The following is a 20,498-nucleotide window of genomic DNA, read 5'->3' as shown; positions in this document are numbered from 1 at the left end:
TTTAACCTCTGTTGTAAGTCGAATTCAATGTTGCAGCCTGCTTCAGGGAAGGTGCAGCAGGTTTGTTACGATTCAGGTAGCCAATGTTGTTATTACCCCACAGGCATTCATAAGGCATCCCCGCCAGCATTTCGACGGTAGCACGCGCCTGCGGTGTGACGGATTCAGGCATGGCATGGCCGGAAGCACGCATTTTGGCGGTTTCATCGCGCAGCACGCTGTGGGTTTCCAGGTTCAGCTTAAAGCGCAGAGAGACCAGGAAGCCGCAGACCAGAACCGCGATGGTACCCATGCTGAGGATCATCAGGATGGTATGGCTCACTTCCGGCGGCTGAGTTTTCTGACCGGAGACGAAGCCGGACATCTGCATGATGATACCCACCAGCATCACGGCACCCGCCTGAGAGGCTTTGCGGGTCAGCGTCATAATGCCTGCGAAGATCCCTTCACGGCGCTGCCCGGTAATGACTTCATCGACATCGGCAATATAGGTGTAGGTGTTCCACGGTACATAGTTGATACCCCCACGGCCCAAACCGGCAATGGCAGAGATCAGCAGCAGCAGCGCGTAGATATCGCTCATACCCGCGTAGTACAGCGCAGCATAAGAGAAGGAGCCCAGTCCGAACAGGACGACAACCATACGGTATGACGGTGCCGGTCCGAAGCGGATACACAGTGGGATCATGGCAATAACGGCGATGAACTGGAAGATAGCCATCGTACCGAGCAGGTTAGATGCCATTGAGGCTTCCTGCATCAGCACAAACACCACGTAATAGGTGAAGACTGCGTTGAAAACGTCCTGGGCGATATAACCGCCGAGGTACATCCCCAGGTGCTGGCGGAAAATCTTAATGCGCAGCGTCGAGCTCAGCTCAGTGAACAGACGGCTCATACTCTGAGCGAAAGTCAGATGTTTCTTCTCTTCTTCGGCCTTCAGCGCCGCTTCGGTCCACTCTTCACGTGGGCGTTCCCAGGTGAAGAACCAGACGAAGGTCAGCATAATGGCGCACAGCACGGAGAACACCAGGCTGGCGTAGAAGAAGGAGACCGCGTTGTCTTTACCAAAGTGGCTTAACAGGATACCCGGCAGGAAAGAGGCCAGAATGGCAGACATCTGGGCCATACCGATACGCGCACCGGAGAATTTGGTTTTCTGTTTGAAATCGTCGGTCATTTCCGGCACCAGCGTTTCATACGGTACCAGGATCATGGTGTAAACCACGTCAAAAATCAGATAGGTGACGAGGTAGTACCAGAAGTTCATGTCCCCTACCCACATAAATGAATAGCTGAACACGCATGGAATGCCGAGCAGAATAAAGAACTTACGTCGGCCGAAACGTTTACCAAACCAGGTGGAGCCAAAGTTATCGGTTAAAAAGCCCATCAATGGGCTGACCACCGCATCCAGAACCCTGGCGGTGGCAAAGATGAAGGTCGCTTCGATGGGGGATAAGCCACAAAAAGTGGTGTAGAAGTAAAGAAGCCATGCTGCGGTTAGCGCGGTAGTCCCTGCACCGAGGAAATCTCCCGAACCGTAGGCGAAGTAGTTCGCCAGTCCTATTTTTCGCGTTCTAGTCATTAGCCGTCGATCCTGTGTCTTTTATTATAAAACTCCTCCAGCCGGTTAAGGCTTCACCCAAAGGAGTACTGACACGGCTACAGTAAAAGTATGCGCTAAGGGATACCTTCCTATTTCTGCCAGCCTGCACGCGGGTTTGGCAAAAATGCAAAGAGTCGTGGCACAAGTGTCACTGATTTATAAAACAACGTTTCTTTACTTTCAAAAGAGAGGGTCAAAAATGCGAGGTCGCCACCAGAATACGGTGGCGATTGGTGAAAAGTACGGCAGCTAGCGGTAATTAACGATGATTTGTATGCTTTGAACCCGAAGAGCAGGGATTAATCTGCCACCACCGGGGACTTCCCAAATAAAACGAAACGGTTCGGCTGCCGACACCTGGCTAAACGCCATCGTTGACCCACTCAGCGCATCCAGTTCGGTACAGCGGCTGAGCGAGCACAACCGAGTAACCAGCCCTGCGGGAATAGGCCCGTTAAGCTGAATATTCCAGGCGACCCGCGTGGTCGCCCCTTGTATCGGCTGCGAGGAAATCAGCTGGGTGGAGGATGCCGCCTCACCGCGATGGTTCAGGGTAATGCCCATTCGGCTGTCCTGCCAGGCCCCCTCACCCGCCGCCTGCACCAAAAATGGCAGACATAATATCAGCAGTAGTTTGCGCATTATTTGCCTCCGATCGTAGCCGTCATACGGATATTGCGATTGTCGGACAGTTCCAGATTCGATAGCACCACCAGCTGCGGCAAGCTACGGCGCAGGAAGCGCGACAGCAGCGGACGCAGCGCATGGTTCACCAGCAGCACCGGTGGCGCGCCGAGCATCTCCTGACGCGCCAGCGCCTCCTGCGACTGAGCCAACAGACGGTCAGCCAGCCCCGGCTCCAGCCCGCCGCCGCCCTGAAGCGCTTGCAGCAACAAGCGCTCCAGCGGCGTATCCAGACCAATAACCTGCACTTCGTCATTACCCGGGAACCAGCGCTGGGTAATCGCGCGCCCCAGCGCCACGCGCACCACCGAGGTCAGCTCGCCCGGATCGGTCTGAATCGGCGCATGCTCCGCCAGCGTTTCGAGAATGGTGCGCATATCGCGAATCGGCACCTTTTCGTCGAGCAGGTTTTGCAGCACCTTGTGCAGCGTGGTTAGCGTCACCACGCCCGGAACCAGATCCTCCGTCAGCTTCGGCATATCCTGCGTTACGCGATCCAGCAACTGCTGCGCTTCCTGACGCCCGAACAGTTCCGACGAATGCTGGCTAATAAGATGATTGAGATGGGTTGCCACCACGGTACTGGCTTCCACCACCGTAAAGCCCTGAATCTGCGCCTGCTCTTTGAGGGCGCTTTCAATCCAGATGGCGGCCAGACCAAACGCCGGGTCGGTCGTCACCTCACCGGGTAACGTCCCTGCGGCGGTACCGGGGTTAATCGCTAACCAGCGTCCTGGATAGGCTTCACCGCTGCCAATCTCCACTCCTTTTAGCAAGATGCGATAGCGGGCTGGCGGCATATCCATATTGTCACGGATATGCACCACCGGCGGCAGGAAGCCCATCTCCTGGGCGAATTTCTTACGGATACTGCGAATACGGCCTAAAAGCTCGCCGTCTTGCTGGAAGTCCACCATCGGAATCAGTCGATAGCCCACTTCCATGCCCAGCGTATCCTCAAGCTGAACATCGCTCCAGGTCGCTTCCACCGCCTGAGTGCTGCTCTCCGGCGCTTTGACCGGCTGCGGCTGATCCGGCGCTTTGATTTCACGCCCACGGATCCACCACGCCAGCCCCAGCAGCGCTGCGGTAAACAGTAAGAACACCAGGTTTGGCATTCCCGGTACCAGACCCAGCAGGCCCAGTACCCCGGCGCTTAGCATCATGACGCGCGGGTTGCTGAACAGCTGACCGACCATCTGTTCGCCAACATCCTGATCGGTGCTCACGCGGGTCACGATAACGCCTGCCGCGGTAGAGATAACCAGCGCCGGGATCTGAGCGACCAGGCCATCACCGATAGTCAGCAGGGTATACGATTCCGCCGCCTTGCCCAGTTCCAGTCCGTGTTGCAGTACGCCAACCAGCAGGCCGCCGATGACGTTAATGACCATGATAAGGATACCGGCGATGGCATCACCGCGAACGAACTTACTGGCACCGTCCATCGAACCGTAGAAATCCGCTTCCTGCGTGACCTCCGAACGGCGTTTCTTCGCTTCGTCTTCACCGATAATGCCGGCGTTGAGATCGGCATCAATCGCCATCTGTTTACCTGGCATCCCATCCAGGACGAAACGAGCGCCAACCTCAGCGATACGTCCCGCACCCTTGGTGATAACCATAAAGTTGATGATGACCAGAATAATGAACACTACGATGCCGATGGCAAAGTTCCCACCCACCAGGAAGTGGCCAAACGCTTCAACCACCTTACCCGCTGCCGCTCCGCCGGTATGGCCTTCCATCAAGATAATACGCGTGGAGGCGACGTTCAGCGCCAGGCGCAGCAACGTGGTAAACAGCAGAATGGTCGGGAAAGCAGCAAACTCCAGCGTGCGCTGGGTGAACATCGCCACCAACAGCACCATTATCGAGAGTGCGATGTTAAACGTGAATAACAGGTCGAGTACGAACGCCGGCAGCGGCAGCACCATCATCGACAGAATCAGCAGGATCAGCACCGGACCGGCGAGAACCTGCCATTGGGTTGATTTCAGGTTGCTGGGAAGACGCAACATTGCGACAAAATTAGCCATCAGAGTCCTTCTCGTTCAAAAAATCCAGTGCCTCAGGCACCGGTAAGTTATCCGGTTTTTTCGGCTGGACGCCGCCTGCCAGTTTCCAGCGCTTCAACTGCCACACCCAGGCCAGGACTTCCGCGACCGCGGCGTACAGCGAGCCTGGGATCTGTTGACCAATTTCGGCATGGCGATATAACGCACGCGCCAGCGGCGGTGCTTCCAGCATAGGAATACGGTTCTCTTCGCCAATTTCGCGAATGCGCAGCGCAACCAGCCCGGCCCCTTTGGCCACCACTTTTGGTGCGCTCATTTTGTTTTCGTCATACTGCAGCGCGACCGAGTAGTGGGTTGGGTTGTTGACGATAACATCGGCCTTCGGAACGTCGGCCATCATCCGCCGCCGCGCCGCCGAACGTTGCATCTGGCGGATACGCCCTTTCACATGCGGGTCGCCTTCGCTTTGTTTGAATTCATCGCGAATATCCTGACGCGACATGCGCAGTTTTTTCACATGGCTGTGGATCTGCCAGAAGACATCAAATCCCACCATTGGAATGATCCCCAGCGCCACCAGCAGCGCGCACAGCCCAACCATATTGAGGGCGTTACCCATCGCCGAGAGCGGCGATTCGCTGACCAGACGCATCATCTGCGGCCAGTGGAACCACATGAAAAAACCCGCCACGCTGCCCATCAACACGGCCTTCATAATCGCCTTCGTCAACTCCGCCGCCGTTTGCGCGGAGAACATGCGTTTAATACCGGGCAGCGGGTTTAATTTATCGAATTTGAAGGCCAGCGATTTGCCGCTGAAGACCAGGCCACCGAGCATCATTGGCGCCACCAGCGCGACCACGACAACGCCAACAATCAGCGGCATCAGCCCCAGCATGGCTTCTTTTAACAGCAGGATGATTTGTCCGAGGATGAGGTTAGGATCGCTGACAATACTGTGATCAAAGCGCAGCCCACCCGACAGCAGGTTAGCCAGACGACGGGCAAGCGACTCCCCGCCCAGCCAAAGCATACACACGCCCACCAGCAGCATCAGCAACGATGTTAGCTCGCGAGATCGCGGGATCTGCCCGTCCTCACGCGCCTTTTCAAGCCGTTGGGGTGTGGGGTCTTCCGTTTTGTCTTCGTTGTCGCTTTCGTCCGCCACGTTCTGCATCTGCGATGTGATTTATGATATGGCTCATTTTGCCTTCTCACGCGCGTGGCAATGGCGGGAACAAGGGGGTGAATCCCCTCTTTTTGGAGGCTTTAGCCTGGTAGAGTGCATTTTCAGAATTTATTCAGGTTCTTTTAGGAATCCCTTTAATCCCTACATTCATTGAGTTCAGGTTAACTTCACGAACATAAAATAAATAATTATTATCATTATTACAAAAATGAAACCTATTATGGCCTATTTAATCCACACAAGCCTACAGCGCGGTCGATAATAAAAATATATCGACACAACCAATTCACCTTAGAAATATCACCACAAAATAACACCCCCAGAAAAAAAGCAATCAACATTTTCAATGAAAAATATCCACTTGCCCATGAATGATAAAAGGATATCATGCCAACGCGCATTGTGTTTTCAGAATATTGAAGCAGCTAACCAGCTAACTTCGACTGACGTTCTGACAGGCGTTCACATGTTGATTTAATTGTTACAAGGATCGCTAATTATCATGGAGATTACGATGTACTGGAAAACAACATTATTAGCGTTATCGCTATTCGCCCTTGGTTCATCACCTTCCTGGGCTGATGAATCAAATGCAGGTGAAATTCACTTCACAGGTGAAATCATTAACCCAAGCTGTGAAATATCAGGAGATTCTGGGAAAAACATCAATGTTTACCTCGGCTCCCCTGCTCCAAGTTACTTCACTGAAAATAACGGCAAATCGGATGATGTTGCCATTCCGATTTCACTCATCCACTGTCCCGTGGCAACCGACGGGTTATCACAAGTTCAATTAACATTTACCGGTACTCCGGTGAGTGAAAAAACGGACATGCTTGCGCTGGATGACGATGGTGCGCAAGGGGTCGGTATCACAATCAGTACCGAAGAGGATCGTGCCACTAACCTTGATATCACCGGAGCTGAGCATCAGCTCTATATCCCGTTATCGGAAACCCCTGATGGCGTTATATCGACAACACTATCTGCTCGCTACGTTTCACTAAGCGGAACCCAACAAGGCGTAACGCCTGGCGCGGCGAATGCAAAAGTCACTGTCGGTATTCTATATCGCTAGTTTGGAAAGTCATTTATTGACCCACCATAACCTGTTCTGTCGCAGGTTATGGTTTTGCCTGAAGGATAAATATGAAAGCTTCGCTATTCAGCACGCTTTTAACATTGACCCTGATTGCGCCTTCTTTTGTAACCAATGCGCAGGGTATTCAACTCGGACGTACACGAGTTATTTATGATGCCAATAAAAAGGAGGCCTCGCTGCCGCTCGTCAACACGGAGAAAGAGCTCCCATGGCTTATTCAGTCATGGGTAATAAATACCGATAATAAAACACGCGCACCGTTTATCATCACCCCGCCATTATTTCGACTAGATCCTAAATCGGAGCAAACGCTAAGAATCATGAAAAGCGATAATATCACCAAAAAAAATGTTGAATCGCTTTATTATCTAATTGTGCGAATGATTCCGGCCAACGATCGCCAGGATGAGAAAAATAACGTACTACACCTTATTTATAAAACGCAGATAAAGTTGTTTTACCGCCCTGAAGGAATGGACGGCCGCGCTGAAGATGCCTGTAAGAATCTCCGATTCAGCCGGTCTGGTCAGCAGCTGAAAATTGAAAATACCAGCAATTTTCATACTGTATTCTCAAGCCTTAATGTCGGCAGTAACAAAGTGCAGGCGGACATGGTGGCCCCGCAAAGCCATCTCACGCTGCCGCTCAGTACCCAAGGCGCTAGCCCATCGGTTTCATGGCGCTGTATTAATGATTATGGCGGTACAACCACCGCATACACCGCCACGCTGTCGTCGTGAACCTCACCATGATGCAGAACCTACGCTTTCATCATTTGAACTCCCTGCCCGTACTGTACGGCGTGGGCGGACTGCTGCTTCTCACCGCCAATACGCTGTATGCGCGTGATTTCTATTTTCAACCGCAGTCGCTGGAAGGCGGAGAGAACGCCCCGCAGGCAGCAGACCTGAATATTTTTGCCAATCCGAAGGCCCAGCTGGCCGGGAGCTACCCTTCGCATATTCTGCTCAATAAACTCAAAATTCAGGATCGAACGCTAACCTACACCAACGCGGAGGATGGTTCGCTTCTCCCGCTATTAACGCCAAAAATGCTGCGAGAATGGGGGGTGAAAATTGACGATTATCCGCAACTGGTTGCTGAACCTACCGACAGCCCCCTGAAACAGCCGCTGGGAGACTATATTCCCTTAGCCAGCGCCCAATTCGACTTCCAGCGGCAAAATTTAAACCTCAGCATTCCGCAAGCGGCACTCTCCCACAGAGGGAATGGCTATATTGACCCTTCACGCTGGGACACCGGCGTGCCCGTTGGCTTTGCCGATTATTCATTTAGCGGGCAGCAAAGTGAAACCTCAGGCCACAACAATCAAAACAGCCAATATCTTAATTTACGCAGCGGGGTGAATCTTGGCGGCTGGAGGCTTCGCAATTACGGCACCTGGTCGGGCTCCGACGGCGACGAAGGATGGCAAAATATTGCCACCTGGGCACAGCACGATATTCAGGTGCTCAAGGCCCAGCTTTTGGCTGGAGAATCCAGCACGCGAGGCGAGGTCTTCGACAGTATTCAATTTAGCGGCGTCAACGTGGCCTCCGATGACGACATGCTCCCCGGCAGCGAGCGCGGATTCGCGCCGGTCATTCGCGGCACGGCTTATACCAACGCCGTGGTCACCGTAAAGCAAAACGGCTATACCCTTTACCAGCAAAACGTGGCACCCGGAGCCTTTGAAATCAACGATCTGACGGTATCAACCAACAGCGACGATTTGGAAGTGAGCGTGCAGGAAGCGGATGGTACCGTCCATACAACGACCCAGGCATTTTCCAGTATCGCCTTGATGCAACGCCCTTCTCATCTACGTTTTGAGGCCACCGCGGGGCGCTATCGCGCCGCGAGCGGCAGTGGCGACAAAGAGCCTGAATTTGTTCAGGGCAGCGCTATCTATGGCGTGAACAATCAGGTGACGGCCTTCGGAGGTCTTACGATGGCTGAAAACTACAACGCTATCGTCTCCGGTGCCGGAATTGGCTTAGGCGCATGGGGTGCTATCTCCACCGATGTCACTTTCGCGCACAGTGAGCTCGACACCGGTGAAACCGATACCGGCCAGTCCTGGCGGGTCCTTTATTCCACGGATATCATCCCAACCAACACCCATCTATCACTTTCGGGTTATCGCTACTCAAGTAAAGGGTTCTACAGCTTTTCGGAGGTGAATCAGCGCAATTCCGATGATGACACGCATGATGATGGCACTGACCACAAGCGCGCTCGACTGCAGATGAACCTCAGCCAGCAGTTCGGTGATGGCAATCTTTATCTGAACGGTTATCAGCAAAATTACTGGAACAATGATCATCGCGACAGTTCTCTTTCCGCAGGCATGAACTACAGCCTGCTGGGAATCAGCTATAACTTCTCACTCACCTGGAGCAACACCAGCAGCGGCACGGACGATCGCTCACTCTATTTTGGCCTGACGGTTCCACTGAGCCGCTGGTTGCCCAATAGCTGGGCGAGCTATAGCTTAAACAACAGCCAGCATGGCGCAACGACCCAAAACGTTGGCCTCAATGGCTCATTGCTGGCGGACAATAGCCTGAGCTACTCACTGCAGCAGAGTCATAGCACCCAAACGCCGGAAAATAGCAGCAGCCTATACGGTACATGGTATGCCCAATACGGCAGGCTGAATGCGGGCTATTACAGCGCAACCGATGGTACGCGGCAGCTTAGCTATGGGGCTACCGGCGCGGTAGTCGCCCATCCCCATGGCGTGACGCTATCTCAACCGTTAGGCAATCAGTTCGCCATCGTTGATGCTGACGGCGCACCGGGGATAGGTTTTGAGAATCAACGCGGAATCCGTACCGACTGGTTTGGCAACGCCATCATTCCATCGCTTTCCGCCTATCGCGAAAACCGCATTGGTATCGAGACTGACGAATTGCCGGAAGATGTCGACAGCGGCAATACGGCAACCACGGTGGTGCCAACGCGTAACGCCGCCGTCATCGCACATTTCAATGCGCATCGCGGCTATAGAGCATTGATAACCTTAACGCAGCCCACCGGGAAAACCGTACCTTTTGGCGCTATCGTCACCTCATCTGATGGGCTTAACAGCGGTATCGTCGATGACCGGGGTACCGTCTATCTTGCCGGCCTTGGCGAGTCGGTGACGCTTCGCGTCAAATGGGGAAACCAACAGCAACAGAGGTGCGCTGCAACGGTTGTCGCCGAGGGTGACAATAACCTTAAAGACGATGCCGCAGGGATTAAACGCATCCGCACCGTGTGCAACCAGGGAGGATAATCACGTGTCACACAACTCTATCTTTCGCTTTACGGTTCAACGCCGTTTTAAAATCATTCTGCTACTGGCAGCGCTGGCTTTCACCCTACACGCCAACGCCGCTGCAACCTTCTTAACCGGCTGCTTCCCGGTTAAGGGAGAGGTTAAAGTTACGCTGGATGATGAACTCAGCTCAGCGATGAACTACGCCGGTAACACCATTTCGCCGCTGAATAATTTCATGGTCCCGGCAGAGCCGCTGCCGGCCCAATGCAGCAGTTGCCCAGGCTTAAGAAGCACGGACAAGGAGAACTTGTATTCCTACCGTGCAACGCCGCTCATGGCGGGCATGACCCCGGGCTACGGTAAACTCACCGATAAGCTGGATATCCAGTTAACCCTATTTACTGACACCGTAGCCGGGGGGGAAACGCTGACCAAGCTGACGACTTACCCCAATACCGCGCCGGCAACGAGCACCACGGAAGGGACAAATACGGAATCTACGCAAAGCGTTTGCGCCAAAAGCCCAGCGCCTGGCGTCCCCCAGCGGGTGTTTAACTGGAATAAGTTGACCGCCTCTATCCATATTGTCCGACCCATTTTTGGTACGGAACTCATCCCAACGCAAACGCTGGCGGAAACCAGCCTGTGTATATTTTATGGCACCGGTTCCTGTACTTTTGCCAACGCACAGTTAGCCTCCCGGATGACCATTTCAGGATCGTTAAGTGCCCCTTTGAGTTGTACTATCAACGCCGGTAGCGCCATTAATGTCGACTTCAACTCTGTCGCCCGCTCTAACTTTGTCGCTCAAGGCCAGCCACCGGTGGGTTTCGCTCTACGTGATGTCGATATCAACTTCCACTGTGATAACCCAGCGTCGGACAACACGGACAAAATCAAACTGACGCTCACGTCCGATCAAGGCGTCAGCGATACGGGAACGGGCTATATTGCCAAAATGATGGGGCGGGATGATATTGGCGTGCGGATGTACGACAGCAACAACCTCAACGTCGCTCTCGACGGCAGCGCAGAGTTCCCTATTACGCTGGATAGTAACGGCGACGGCCATATCCAGATGTCAGCCGCACCGGTCGCCACGACCAGTACGCCGCCTGAACCTGGAAAATTTGAAGGTAACGTAACGGTAAAAATGGACCTCAAGTAGCCCTGCTTATGAAAAGGCCCGCAAGCGGGCCTTTTTATTCAGAATCCCAGGCTATCGAGCAGATCGTCAACCTGATCCTGACTTGCCACTACGCCCGCCTTGGACGTATCGACCTGCGGGCCATTGAGCAGACTGTCGTTCTCACGCTTCTGCCGCGCGCCCTGCTCCGGAATATTTTCCAGCAACACCATTAACAGCTGGCGCTCAATTTCCTGGATCACATCCATCATACGCTTGATAACCTGGCCGGTAAGGTCCTGGAAATCCTGCGCCATCATGATTTCGAGCAGTTGAGCGTTGGTAAAGCTAGTGTGCCCGGGTACTTCACCGAGGTATTTCCGCGTGTCGCTAACCAGTTCACGTGCGTCGGACAGCTCAATCGGGTTTTCAAACCATGCATCCCAACGCGTGCTGAGCGCTTTGGCCCCCTTTTCCATTTCATCCTGATGCGGCTGAGATGCTTCCACGCTGTTCAGCGCGCGCTCGGCTGCCTGCGCGGTCATCTGCACGACATAGTCCAGACGGTCGCGCGCATCCGGGATAGCCTCAGCGGCTTCGGCAATGGCCTGATCCAGACCCAGCTCGCGCAAACTATCGCGCAGCATGCGGGTCAGGTTGCCAATACGGCTAATAATATCCGCGGCAGAATGTTCTTCGCCGGGCTTAATGAAAGATTGCATCATGATAGTCACCTTACATGCCCAGTTTCTCGAAGATTTTGTTCAGTTTCTCTTCCAGAGTCGCCGCGGTAAACGGCTTAACCACATAGCCGCTGGCGCCAGCCTGAGCGGCGGCGATGATGTTCTCTTTCTTCGCTTCCGCCGTCACCATCAGTACCGGCATCGCCGCCATTGCGCCATCGGCACGAATGGTTTTCAGCAGCTCCAGCCCATCCATATTAGGCATGTTCCAGTCAGAGATAACAAAACCAAACCCGCCCGAATTCAGTTTATTCAACGCATCGACGCCATCCTCAGCCTCTTCGACGTTGTTAAAACCCAGCTCTTTAAGCAGGTTACGCACAATGCGACGCATGGTGGAAAAGTCATCCACAACCAAAAACTTAAGCTCTTTATCCGCCATAAAATAATTCTCCTGATTCAAATACGTATTGCCTGTCCGGCACTGATTTTCGCCAGCATCTGCTGGCTTACCTGGCTAAGATCGACCACTTCGCTGACGCCACCGGTATTGATGGCCTCACGCGGCATGCCGAACACCACACAACTGGCTTCATTCTGCGCAATGGTCCAGGCACCGGCCTGATACATTGCATGCATCCCGGCCGCACCGTCATTGCCCATACCGGTGAGGATAACCCCCACGGCGTTGCGCCCCGCGTGCTTCGCGACCGAATGAAACAGCACATCAACCGACGGGCGATGGCGATTAACCGGCGGCCCGTTGTGAATTTTGATTTGATAGTTCGCCCCGCTTCGCGCCAGCTCCATATGTTTGTCGCCCGGCGCAATATAGGCGTGGCCCGGCAACACGCGCTCGCCGTCCTCAGCCTCTTTCACCGTAATCTGGCACAGCTTGTTCAGCCGTTCGGCAAACGACCGCGTAAAACCTGGCGGCATGTGCTGAGTGATGAGGATCGCCGGGCTGGTCAACGGCAATGGCTGTAAAACATGGCGAATAGCTTCCGTTCCGCCCGTTGACGCACCGATCACCAGCAATTTTTCCGAACTCAGCATCGGCCCGGCTTTCAACGCCTTTGGCGCCGCCAGGGATTTATGCGCACTAATCTGCGCACGGGAAGCCGCACGGACCTTTTCCGCAATCGTCTCGCTGTAGGCCAACATCCCCTCACGAATACCCAACTGCGGTTTGGTGACAAAATCGACCGCCCCCAGCTCCAGCGCCCGGAGGGTCACTTCGGAGCCTTTTCCGGTCAACGATGACACCATCACCACCGGCATGGGCCGCAGGCGCATCAGCTTTTCCAGAAAATCGAGACCGTCCATCCGCGGCATTTCGACATCCAGCGTCAGCACGTCCGGATTGTATTTTTTGATAAGATCGCGGGCGACCAGAGGATCCGGGGCCGTCGCCACCATCTCCATGTCATCATGTTCGTTAATAATCTCCGTCATGATTTGCCGCATCAGTGCTGAATCATCGACAGACAAGACCCTGATTTTACTCATGCTCTTCCCTTACTTAGCGCATAGACCGTTTGCCCACGCAGGCTGAATTCACGGGCGATATGGCTGAAGTTCTCCGAATGTCCAGCAAACAGCAGACCATCCGGCTTCAGCAGCGGCACGAAGCGTTTTAAGATCTCCTGCTGTGTCGCCTTATCGAAATAGATCATCACGTTACGACAGAAGATCGCATCGAACGGGCCGGCTATCGCGTAGTGAGCGCTCAGGAGATTCAGTGAGCTGAAATCCACGTAGTTCGCCAGCTCAGAACGTACGCGTACCAGCCCATCGTGCGGCCCGGTACCGCGCATGAAATAGCGCTGAAGCTGCTGCTGGGAGAGCGTTTTCAGCTCATCCAGTCGATAAATTCCGCTCTGCGCTTTTTCTAAAACTTCGGTATCGATATCACTGGCCACCACCTTCCAGCGCCCCGGCGCCGTGCCCAGCGTGTCGGCTAACGTAATGGCAATGGAATAAGGCTCCTCACCCGTCGAGGCCGCCGCGCTCCACACTCGGTATTCCCCCTGCCGACGCGCGGCATGCTCCGCCAGCGTCGGGAAGTGATGCGCTTCGCGGAAAAATGCCGTCAGGTTGGTGGTCAGCGAGTTAATAAACGCCTGCCACTCCGCGCTGTCGCCGTTGGCTTCCAGCAGGCTGAGATAATGACCAAAATCATCCAGGTTCAGCGTCCGCAGACGCCGAACGAGGCGGTTATAAACCATGTCACGTTTATGATCCGCCAGCACGATACCGGCGCGCTGGTAGATCAATTGACAGATCCGACGAAACTGCGCGTCGGTGAGCGTCAGGCGCTGCGTCAGCTGGCTCAGTAATTGCGATTGCCCATTTGGCAGAGATACAGTCATAGCGCCTTCTTACATCACATCATTTCAGGAAACTGCGGGTATGGCAGACAGCACGACGCTTTCGCGCGGCGCTTCCGCCTTCACTTCTTCAAGTTCAAATACGGAAACCACGCTCGTCAGGTGATCGGCCTGGCTCGCCAGTTGCTGCGTTGCCGCCGCCCCCTGCTCAACCAACGCGGCGTTTTGCTGCGTGACCTGATCCATCTGGCTAACCGCCAGCGCCACCTGTTCAATCCCGCGGCGCTGCTCATCGGATGCGGAAGCAATTTCGCCCATGATGTCGTTCACCCGAGTGACCGACTGGACGATTTCCGTCATCGTATTGGCGGAAGTTTCCACCAGCGCGGAGCCTTGCTGGACGCGAGCCACTGACTCTTCAATCAGAACTTTGATCTCTTTGGCGGCCTGAGCGCTGCGGCTGGCGAGATTACGGACTTCCCCGGCGACCACGGCGAATCCACGGCCCTGTTCACCGGCGCGCGCCGCTTCTACCGCGGCGTTGAGCGCCAGAATGTTGGTCTGAAAAGCAATGCCGTCGATAACGCTGATAATGTCGCTAATTTTCTTCGAACTGGTGGCGATGTTTTGCATAGTCTGCGCTACGTGGCTGGCCTGTTCGCCGCCGCGCTTGGCGGTATCTGCCGCCCCATGCGCCAGATCGGATGCCTGGCGGGCGTTGTCTGCGTTCTGGCTGACCGTTGCCGTCAGCTGCTCCATGCTGGCCGCAGTTTCCGCCAGCGATGCCGCCTGTTGTTCAGTACGCGCCGAAAGATCGTTATTGCCGGCGGCAATTTCCGAAATCCCGGTATGCATTGAGTTACTGCCCTGACGGACATGCCCCACGGTTTCGCGTAGCGATTTTTGCATCGCTTTAAGACCGGCAAAAATGGCGCTGATTTCGTTTTTGCCATACACCGAAACGGGGCGGGCCAGATTGCCCTTCGCAATACTGTCAAAGTGGCTGCTGATAATGGCCAGCGGTTTGACAATCATATGGCGAACCCACCACAGCGCACCGACGGTCATCAGCACAGAGATAATCACCATCGAGATAAAAGTAATCGTTGAGCGCTGATAGTCGCTCTGGCTTTCCTGTTCAGCTGCCGCGACGTAGTTTTCAATATTTTTACGCCAGCTCTCATAGTCATTGTCGAACTGATCCTGAGATTTCTGCACCGGTGCCGCGACGAATTCCGCCAGCTGATTGTTCTCAAGCCAGGCCGTTTGATGGGCCAGCATTTCATACCAGGCGGTAAAGGTTTTTGCCGTCTGGCTTTGCAACGCTTTGTCATGTTCGCCCATCAGCGGTAAGGCCATAAATCCCTTAAACAGGGCATCCGCCTGCGAAAGCTCCTGCTTAACATCATCGATCATGCTACGGACTTCAGTGGGCGGATAGCTTAGCGCCGTGAGCGTGCCCGCTTTATTCAGCATATTGCTCGCCTGCAGCATGGCGGCCCGCGACTCGGTTAAGGTATTCAGTTGCTGGCTACTCTGGTCAACCTGGTTAATGTTGTTTTGCCCATCGCGAAAGGCCCAAAAGGAGAGTCCATTACTGCCGATCTGCAAAATGCCGCAGATAATCAAAATCAGAAACAACGTGGTAGAGATTCGAATACGATAAAGCATCACCACACTCCTAAAAGCGGCAACTGCCGCGGATAATATTAAAAGGTTTCCCAGTTGTTATCGGTTCGGCTGTTTGCTGTCGAAGCAAGGCGCGATGGCGTCGTCAACGATGGCGCAGCGGTTGGCGCGCTGCGGCTCACCGTGGCTGGGCTAAGACGAAACGCCGCGACGGCCTGATTCAGACGTTCAGCCTGGTCTTCCAGCGCAGCGGCGGCGCTTGCCGACTCTTCCACCAGCGAGGCGTTTTGCTGCGTCACGCTATCCATTTCCGCCACGGCGATCGCCACCTGGTCGATACCCCGGCTTTGCTCATCGGAGGCCGACGCAATTTCACCCATGATGTCGGTGACGCGAGTCACCGCGTTGACGATATCGGTCATGGTTTCCCCCGCGCTTTCAACCAGCACTGAACCGGTATCGACACGTGAGACGGAATCTTCAATTAACGCTTTAATTTCTTTTGCCGCCTGCGCGCTGCGGCTGGCGAGATTACGCACTTCCCCGGCGACCACCGCAAAGCCACGGCCTTGTTCACCGGCACGTGCCGCTTCGACGGCGGCGTTAAGCGCCAGGATATTGGTCTGGAAGGCAATGCCGTCGATAACGCCGGTAATATCGGAAATTTTCTGCGAACTGGCCGCGATCTCGTGCATGGTGTTCACCACACCATTAACCACATTGCCACCGCGCTGAGCGGTCTCCGACGCGCTTAAGGCAAGGTGTGAAGCCTGACGCGCATTTTCGGCGTTCTGTTTCACCGTGGCGGTTAGCTGTTCCATGCTGGCTGCGGTCTCTTCCAGCGAGGCGGATTGCTGTTCAGTCCGCGCAGACAGGTCGGTATTGCCGGCGGCAATTTCGCTCGTACCATGATAGATAGCCTCCGCCCCTTCACGGACGTGGGTCACGGTGTCGATTAGCGAAGTCTGCATATGGGTGACGGTATCACCCAGCTCGGTAATTTCGTTGCGGCCACGCAGCGTCAAACGCTGAGTCAGGTCGCCTGCCGCAATAAGTCGGATATGCCCCATCACCGCCGCCAGTGGCTTCAGCAAAATGGCGCGAATACCAAACCATGCGCCTACCATCACCGCCACCAGCACCACGGCCAGAACCGCCAACTGCCAGCGGGCAATCTGGTAATCGCTGCTGCTGGTAGTAAACGCGTGCTGATAGAGCGTTTCACTTTGATTGGAATATTGGGTCATCGCCTCGCCCAATGCGTTCTGCATCCCTTGCGTAGGCTGGGCAAAATAGGCATCCATGTTGCCGCTCTCAAGGAAACCCACCAGATCCTGCAGCGCGGCAAAATAGTTCTTATAGCTTTTTACAACCTGGGCGCTGGTTGCACTCATTTCAGGCTGTGGCGGAAGTTGACTAAAGCGTTCGAAGTGGCTAGCCGCCTGAGACAGCGTGGTTCTGGCATTCTTCAGCAGCTCGTTTTTGGCACTGCTCTGCTGGTTCGTGGTGTCCATCATCATCCGCGCCGACGAGCGGCTCAGGTTGATACGGGTTTGCAGCATCAGATCCCACGCTTTAGTGAGTTCCGTTTGCTGAGTTCGCAGTGAGTTTGATAGCGCAAAACTTTGTTGGTTTTGATGTAGCGAGGAGAACAGGAAACTCCCCGAAATTAACTGCAGAAGTGCGAAGACGACCAGCACCAACATCAGCAGTGTGACAACGCGGATACGGTTTAACATACAACACCTTCTCTATATTCAGTTATCGCTGTTATCGGCATCCTAAATAGAAACTTTACGTGCCCTCAGAGTAAAAATCGCAGGCGGGAGAAGGGGTCAGCCAGAGGAGATGCGCGAGTCACTGAATAACAACGTTTTTTATAAAACATAAAAAAAAGTTGTAAATGACCCCACTTTCATACAATTTATGTGATGAATGAATTGATGGCATTACATAATAAAAAATCATTTTTTCATCGCGGGGCAATTTCGTAATCTGACGGGGTAATTTTTGTGGCAAACGCAAACAAGCTCACGATTTTCATCGTGATTTTCATGCTGGCGGGCATTCTCACCGGCGCAATGATCCATTCTTACGCATCAGCAACCACCATTGAACTCTGGTCCGGCAACATCACGCTGTTGACCGATATCTTCCTGCGGCTCATCAAAATGGTGATCGCACCTTTAGTCTTTAGCACACTGACCGTGGGGATCATGAAGCTCGGTGAAACCTCTACCATTGGCCGCGTGGGCGGTAAAGCCATGGTGTGGTTTATCAGCTCTTCGGTGCTGTCGATTCTGGTAGGGTTATTTATCGTGACGCTGCAGCATCCTGGCAGCGGCTTGAATTTATCTATTCCTAAAGACACAGTAGATACCGGTCTTGCGGTCAGCGGGATGAGTCTCAAAGGCTTCCTGTCACACACCATCCCAACCAGTATTGTCGGTGCCATGGCCGATAACGAAATTCTGCAAATTGTGGTCTTCTCGATGTTCTTCGGCATCGGCGGCGCATCGCTCGGCCAGAAGTTCAACGCGCCGTTGGTGGCCGCGCTGGATGTGGTTTCCCACATTATGCTTAAGGTCACCGGCTACGTGATGTACGTTGCGCCGCTGGCGATTTTTGCCGCCATCTCTTCGGTGATTGCGACCGAAGGTCTCGGCATTCTACTGAACTACGCTTCGTTTATCGGCGGTTACTATGTCGCGATTGTGCTGACCTGCTGCGTGCTGGTGGCTATCGGTTATATGGTGCTGAAGAAAGACGTTTTCCGCTTGCTTGGGATGCTTAAAGATCCGGTGCTGGTCGCGTTTACCACCAGCAGCTCCGAAGCGGCCTACCCAAAAACGCTCGAGCAACTGACCAAATTCGGCTGTTCCCGCAATATCGTCTCTTTCGTGCTGCCAATTGGCTACTCCTTTAACCTGGTCGGCTCGATGGTGTACTGCTCCTTCGCCTCGATGTTTATCGCCCAGGCCTACAACATTCATCTGAGCCTCTCAGAGATTGCCGTGCTGATGCTGACGTTGATGCTGGCTTCCAAAGGGATTGCCGGGGTGCCGCGCTCTGCGCTGGTGGTGCTGGCGGCCACTATCCCAAGCTTCAATATTCCGGTTGCCGGTATTTTACTGCTGATGGGGATTGACCACTTCCTCGATATGGGGCGCTCGGCGATCAACGTATTGGGTAATGGCGTAGCGACGGCGATGCTGTCGCAGAACGAAGGCCAACTGGCCCAGGAAGAGCCGGAGATGGCGCAGCAAAATATGTAAGCCCGCCGTGTCTCTCCCGCAACATCCATGCCATACCGGGAGAACAGCAAAAGAAAAGCCAGACCAAGCGGTCTGGCTAAATCAAACATCAACCGTCCATTCCCGCCTGACACTCATCGGCGAAACAGCGCAATAATAACAATAGCAATGATATGAAAAGTACGGCTCCCCGCCCCACTGGCATAGGTCGGGGTCAAACTCGGCTTTAGATAAAGATACGCAGACCCACGGCGGCCAGGTGATCGGAAACGTTATAAGACTCATCGGTATTACCGCTGGCTTTCTCGTAACCGTATTCGATATAGGTCACCGCATTTTTGCCTAACCAGTAATCGGTACCAAGCGTAGTGGACTGGAAGTGCTGACCATCCATCGCATCACCGCCTTCCGTCCAGTCAAAGTTCGCATAGATGCTCCACTCCGGCGTAATTTTGAACTGTGAGGCATATTCCAGCCCCAGGATGGTTTCCTGGTCATTGGTCTGGTTACTGGTCCCGCTGGTTGCCGCATGAACATCGTCGACGGTGTTGATGTAGTAAGTCGCCTGCGCGCCGTTATACCAGGTGAAACCGTCGAAGTTGGCGGTATATTTGGCATTCATCCCCATCGAATAGGTATTACCGTCGTACGATGGGCCGGTAACGGTCGTCACCGGAACGGTACCGCCATGGGTGCCAACAGGAACGTCAGTGGTCACAGAACCCTGATTCACCGAATAATTGTTATAGGCGGCCGCGCCGGAAACGGAAATACCGTTGTCAAAACGATATTGTGCGGCAAGTGCAGCGCCACCGTGAACGGTTGCCGATCCATCATGGTAAGCGTCGTGCATATCCGGCCCATCACCATAACCGCTGCCGAAACCAATTTTATCGACATCGTCATTCCCCTGCCCCATAAGGCCCACGGTGAATTCTTTGGTGTTGTAATAATAGATGGCCGCAGAGTTAACAATATCCGTCGACATACCGGCGGTATCGTGTTTTGCCTTACCGCCGTAAGCATAAGTGGTATCAATACCCAGGCCCCAGTCGGTCGGTGCGTATTGCTTACCAAAGGTCACTACACCATATTGATCATTACCCAAACCGACATAGGCCTGGCGCGTATAAACATCGTTGCCTTGATCATCGGTGGCAGAGTCCAGCCCGTGGATCCCCGTTTCGTAATAACCTGCGGCGTAATAACCTTTATCATTAATTTTTTGCCGCAGTGCGACGCCCAGACGCGAGTCATTGTTCTGGATATTATGTTCCACGCTATGGGCAGAATCATCTTTCGCCATCAGACGTACAGAACCCATAATAGAAATGGCCGTATCATCATTCTGGTAAACCATCTCACCTTTGGTCTGCGTTGCGGTATAGGCCGGTGCGGCCTGGTCGCCGCTGCTGGCCAGCGCATAGGCCGGTGCGCCTACTGCGGCGGTAATTGCCAGAGCAATAAGAGAAGGTTTAAGCATTACTTTTTTTACGCACATAGGAATCCCTTAATCAATATTTAAGATTTTTTAGAGCATTTTTATTTAAAATTTGGAGAAAGCATTATTTCCCGCGTTGGAAATATTAATTGCATTAAGATTCTA

16 protein-coding genes are annotated in these 20,498 nt (G+C 53.8%); 5 read left to right on the top strand and 11 right to left on the bottom strand.

The genetic code is table 11. The features are described 5' to 3' along the window. Nucleotide 1: 1 nt before the first annotated feature. The 4 genes from LZ634_RS04995 to flhB form a co-directional block, all read right to left on the bottom strand. Nucleotides 2-1,588 (bottom strand): MFS transporter, encoded by a 1,587-nt coding sequence (locus LZ634_RS04995; protein ID WP_234502731.1) that lies wholly within the window; start codon nt 1,586-1,588, stop codon nt 2-4. A 270-nt stretch (nt 1,589-1,858) separates the two neighbouring features. Next, entirely contained in the window at nt 1,859-2,251 is a 393-nt protein-coding gene (flhE, locus tag LZ634_RS04990; protein ID WP_234502729.1) for a flagellar protein FlhE, read from the bottom strand. Continuing rightward, complete coding sequence (gene flhA / locus LZ634_RS04985; RefSeq protein WP_234502728.1) at nt 2,251-4,332, bottom strand: flagellar biosynthesis protein FlhA; 2,082 nt, start codon at nt 4,330-4,332, stop codon at nt 2,251-2,253. Before flhA ends, flhE begins: the two co-directional genes overlap by 1 nt. Further along, a complete protein-coding gene (flhB, locus tag LZ634_RS04980) occupies nt 4,325-5,479 on the bottom strand; it encodes a flagellar biosynthesis protein FlhB (RefSeq protein ID WP_234502727.1) in 1,155 nt (384 codons plus the stop codon). Before flhB ends, flhA begins: the two co-directional genes overlap by 8 nt. Nucleotides 5,480-6,014: 535 nt before the next feature. Here flhB and LZ634_RS04975 point away from each other — a divergent pair. From LZ634_RS04975 to LZ634_RS22670, 4 genes are all read left to right on the top strand, one after another. Beyond that, nucleotides 6,015-6,578, top strand: a complete 564-nt coding sequence (locus tag LZ634_RS04975) for a fimbrial protein (protein WP_234502726.1) — start codon at nt 6,015-6,017, stop codon at nt 6,576-6,578. Between the two features lie 71 nt (nt 6,579-6,649). Further along, nucleotides 6,650-7,342, top strand: coding sequence for a molecular chaperone (locus LZ634_RS04970; protein WP_234502725.1), 693 nt, complete (start codon nt 6,650-6,652; stop codon nt 7,340-7,342). An 8-nt stretch (nt 7,343-7,350) separates the two neighbouring features. Continuing rightward, the gene (locus LZ634_RS04965) at nt 7,351-9,885 is read left to right on the top strand and encodes a fimbria/pilus outer membrane usher protein (protein ID WP_234502724.1); all 2,535 of its coding nucleotides are present in this window, start codon (nt 7,351-7,353) and stop codon (nt 9,883-9,885) included. A 4-nt stretch (nt 9,886-9,889) separates the two neighbouring features. Beyond that, a complete protein-coding gene (locus LZ634_RS22670; protein WP_234502723.1) occupies nt 9,890-11,038 on the top strand; it encodes a fimbrial protein in 1,149 nt (382 codons plus the stop codon). Nucleotides 11,039-11,076: 38 nt separating this feature from the next. On the opposite strand, the gene cheZ is transcribed toward LZ634_RS22670, so the two are convergent. The 6 genes from cheZ to tar are packed head-to-tail and all read right to left on the bottom strand — an operon-like array spanning nt 11,077 to nt 17,377. Next, entirely contained in the window at nt 11,077-11,721 is a 645-nt protein-coding gene (gene cheZ / locus LZ634_RS04955; RefSeq protein WP_234502722.1) for a protein phosphatase CheZ, read from the bottom strand. Nucleotides 11,722-11,731: 10 nt separating this feature from the next. Then, nucleotides 11,732-12,121 (bottom strand): chemotaxis response regulator CheY, encoded by a 390-nt coding sequence (gene cheY, locus LZ634_RS04950; RefSeq protein ID WP_234502721.1) that lies wholly within the window; start codon nt 12,119-12,121, stop codon nt 11,732-11,734. 17 nt (nt 12,122-12,138) lie between these two features. Beyond that, nucleotides 12,139-13,188 (bottom strand): protein-glutamate methylesterase/protein-glutamine glutaminase, encoded by a 1,050-nt coding sequence (locus LZ634_RS04945; protein WP_234502720.1) that lies wholly within the window; start codon nt 13,186-13,188, stop codon nt 12,139-12,141. Beyond that, nucleotides 13,185-14,051 (bottom strand): protein-glutamate O-methyltransferase CheR, encoded by an 867-nt coding sequence (gene cheR / locus LZ634_RS04940; protein ID WP_234502718.1) that lies wholly within the window; start codon nt 14,049-14,051, stop codon nt 13,185-13,187. Before cheR ends, LZ634_RS04945 begins: the two co-directional genes overlap by 4 nt. Before the next feature lie 24 nt (nt 14,052-14,075). Continuing rightward, on the bottom strand, nt 14,076-15,680 hold the full coding sequence (locus LZ634_RS04935; RefSeq protein ID WP_234502717.1) for a methyl-accepting chemotaxis protein: 1,605 nt from the start codon (nt 15,678-15,680) through the stop codon (nt 14,076-14,078). A gap of 38 nt (nt 15,681-15,718) precedes the next feature. Beyond that, complete coding sequence (tar, locus tag LZ634_RS04930) at nt 15,719-17,377, bottom strand: methyl-accepting chemotaxis protein II (protein ID WP_234502716.1); 1,659 nt, start codon at nt 17,375-17,377, stop codon at nt 15,719-15,721. Between the two features lie 273 nt (nt 17,378-17,650). On the opposite strand from tar, the gene LZ634_RS04925 reads away from it, so the two are divergent. Further along, nucleotides 17,651-18,913, top strand: a complete 1,263-nt coding sequence (locus LZ634_RS04925) for a dicarboxylate/amino acid:cation symporter (RefSeq protein WP_234502715.1) — start codon at nt 17,651-17,653, stop codon at nt 18,911-18,913. Nucleotides 18,914-19,118: 205 nt separating this feature from the next. On the opposite strand, the gene LZ634_RS04920 is transcribed toward LZ634_RS04925, so the two are convergent. Then, nucleotides 19,119-20,393, bottom strand: coding sequence for a porin (locus tag LZ634_RS04920; RefSeq protein ID WP_234502714.1), 1,275 nt, complete (start codon nt 20,391-20,393; stop codon nt 19,119-19,121). Between the last annotated feature and the right edge of the window lie 105 nt (nt 20,394-20,498).

The organism is Kluyvera intermedia, from assembly GCF_021440345.1.
In the GTDB taxonomy this organism is placed as follows: Bacteria; Pseudomonadota; Gammaproteobacteria; order Enterobacterales; family Enterobacteriaceae; genus Kluyvera; species Kluyvera intermedia_A.
Note: the sequence above shows the minus strand (reverse complement) of the source record. Positions and strands in the feature narration are given on the sequence as shown.

Excerpts from the sequence above, each read along its gene's own strand:
- LZ634_RS04995 (WP_234502731.1), bottom strand. The coding sequence starts at position 1,588 with ATGACTAGAACGCGAAAAATAGGACTGGCGAACTACTTCGCCTACGGT.
- flhE (WP_234502729.1), bottom strand. The coding sequence starts at position 2,251 with ATGCGCAAACTACTGCTGATATTATGTCTGCCATTTTTGGTGCAGGCG.
- flhA (WP_234502728.1), bottom strand. The coding sequence starts at position 4,332 with ATGGCTAATTTTGTCGCAATGTTGCGTCTTCCCAGCAACCTGAAATCA.
- LZ634_RS04975 (WP_234502726.1), top strand. The coding sequence starts at position 6,015 with ATGTACTGGAAAACAACATTATTAGCGTTATCGCTATTCGCCCTTGGT.
- LZ634_RS04970 (WP_234502725.1), top strand. The coding sequence starts at position 6,650 with ATGAAAGCTTCGCTATTCAGCACGCTTTTAACATTGACCCTGATTGCG.
- LZ634_RS04965 (WP_234502724.1), top strand. The coding sequence starts at position 7,351 with ATGATGCAGAACCTACGCTTTCATCATTTGAACTCCCTGCCCGTACTG.
- cheZ (WP_234502722.1), bottom strand. The coding sequence starts at position 11,721 with ATGATGCAATCTTTCATTAAGCCCGGCGAAGAACATTCTGCCGCGGAT.
- cheY (WP_234502721.1), bottom strand. The coding sequence starts at position 12,121 with ATGGCGGATAAAGAGCTTAAGTTTTTGGTTGTGGATGACTTTTCCACC.
- LZ634_RS04945 (WP_234502720.1), bottom strand. The coding sequence starts at position 13,188 with ATGAGTAAAATCAGGGTCTTGTCTGTCGATGATTCAGCACTGATGCGG.
- cheR (WP_234502718.1), bottom strand. The coding sequence starts at position 14,051 with ATGACTGTATCTCTGCCAAATGGGCAATCGCAATTACTGAGCCAGCTG.
- LZ634_RS04935 (WP_234502717.1), bottom strand. The coding sequence starts at position 15,680 with ATGCTTTATCGTATTCGAATCTCTACCACGTTGTTTCTGATTTTGATT.
- tar (WP_234502716.1), bottom strand. The coding sequence starts at position 17,377 with ATGTTAAACCGTATCCGCGTTGTCACACTGCTGATGTTGGTGCTGGTC.
- LZ634_RS04920 (WP_234502714.1), bottom strand. The coding sequence starts at position 20,393 with ATGTGCGTAAAAAAAGTAATGCTTAAACCTTCTCTTATTGCTCTGGCA.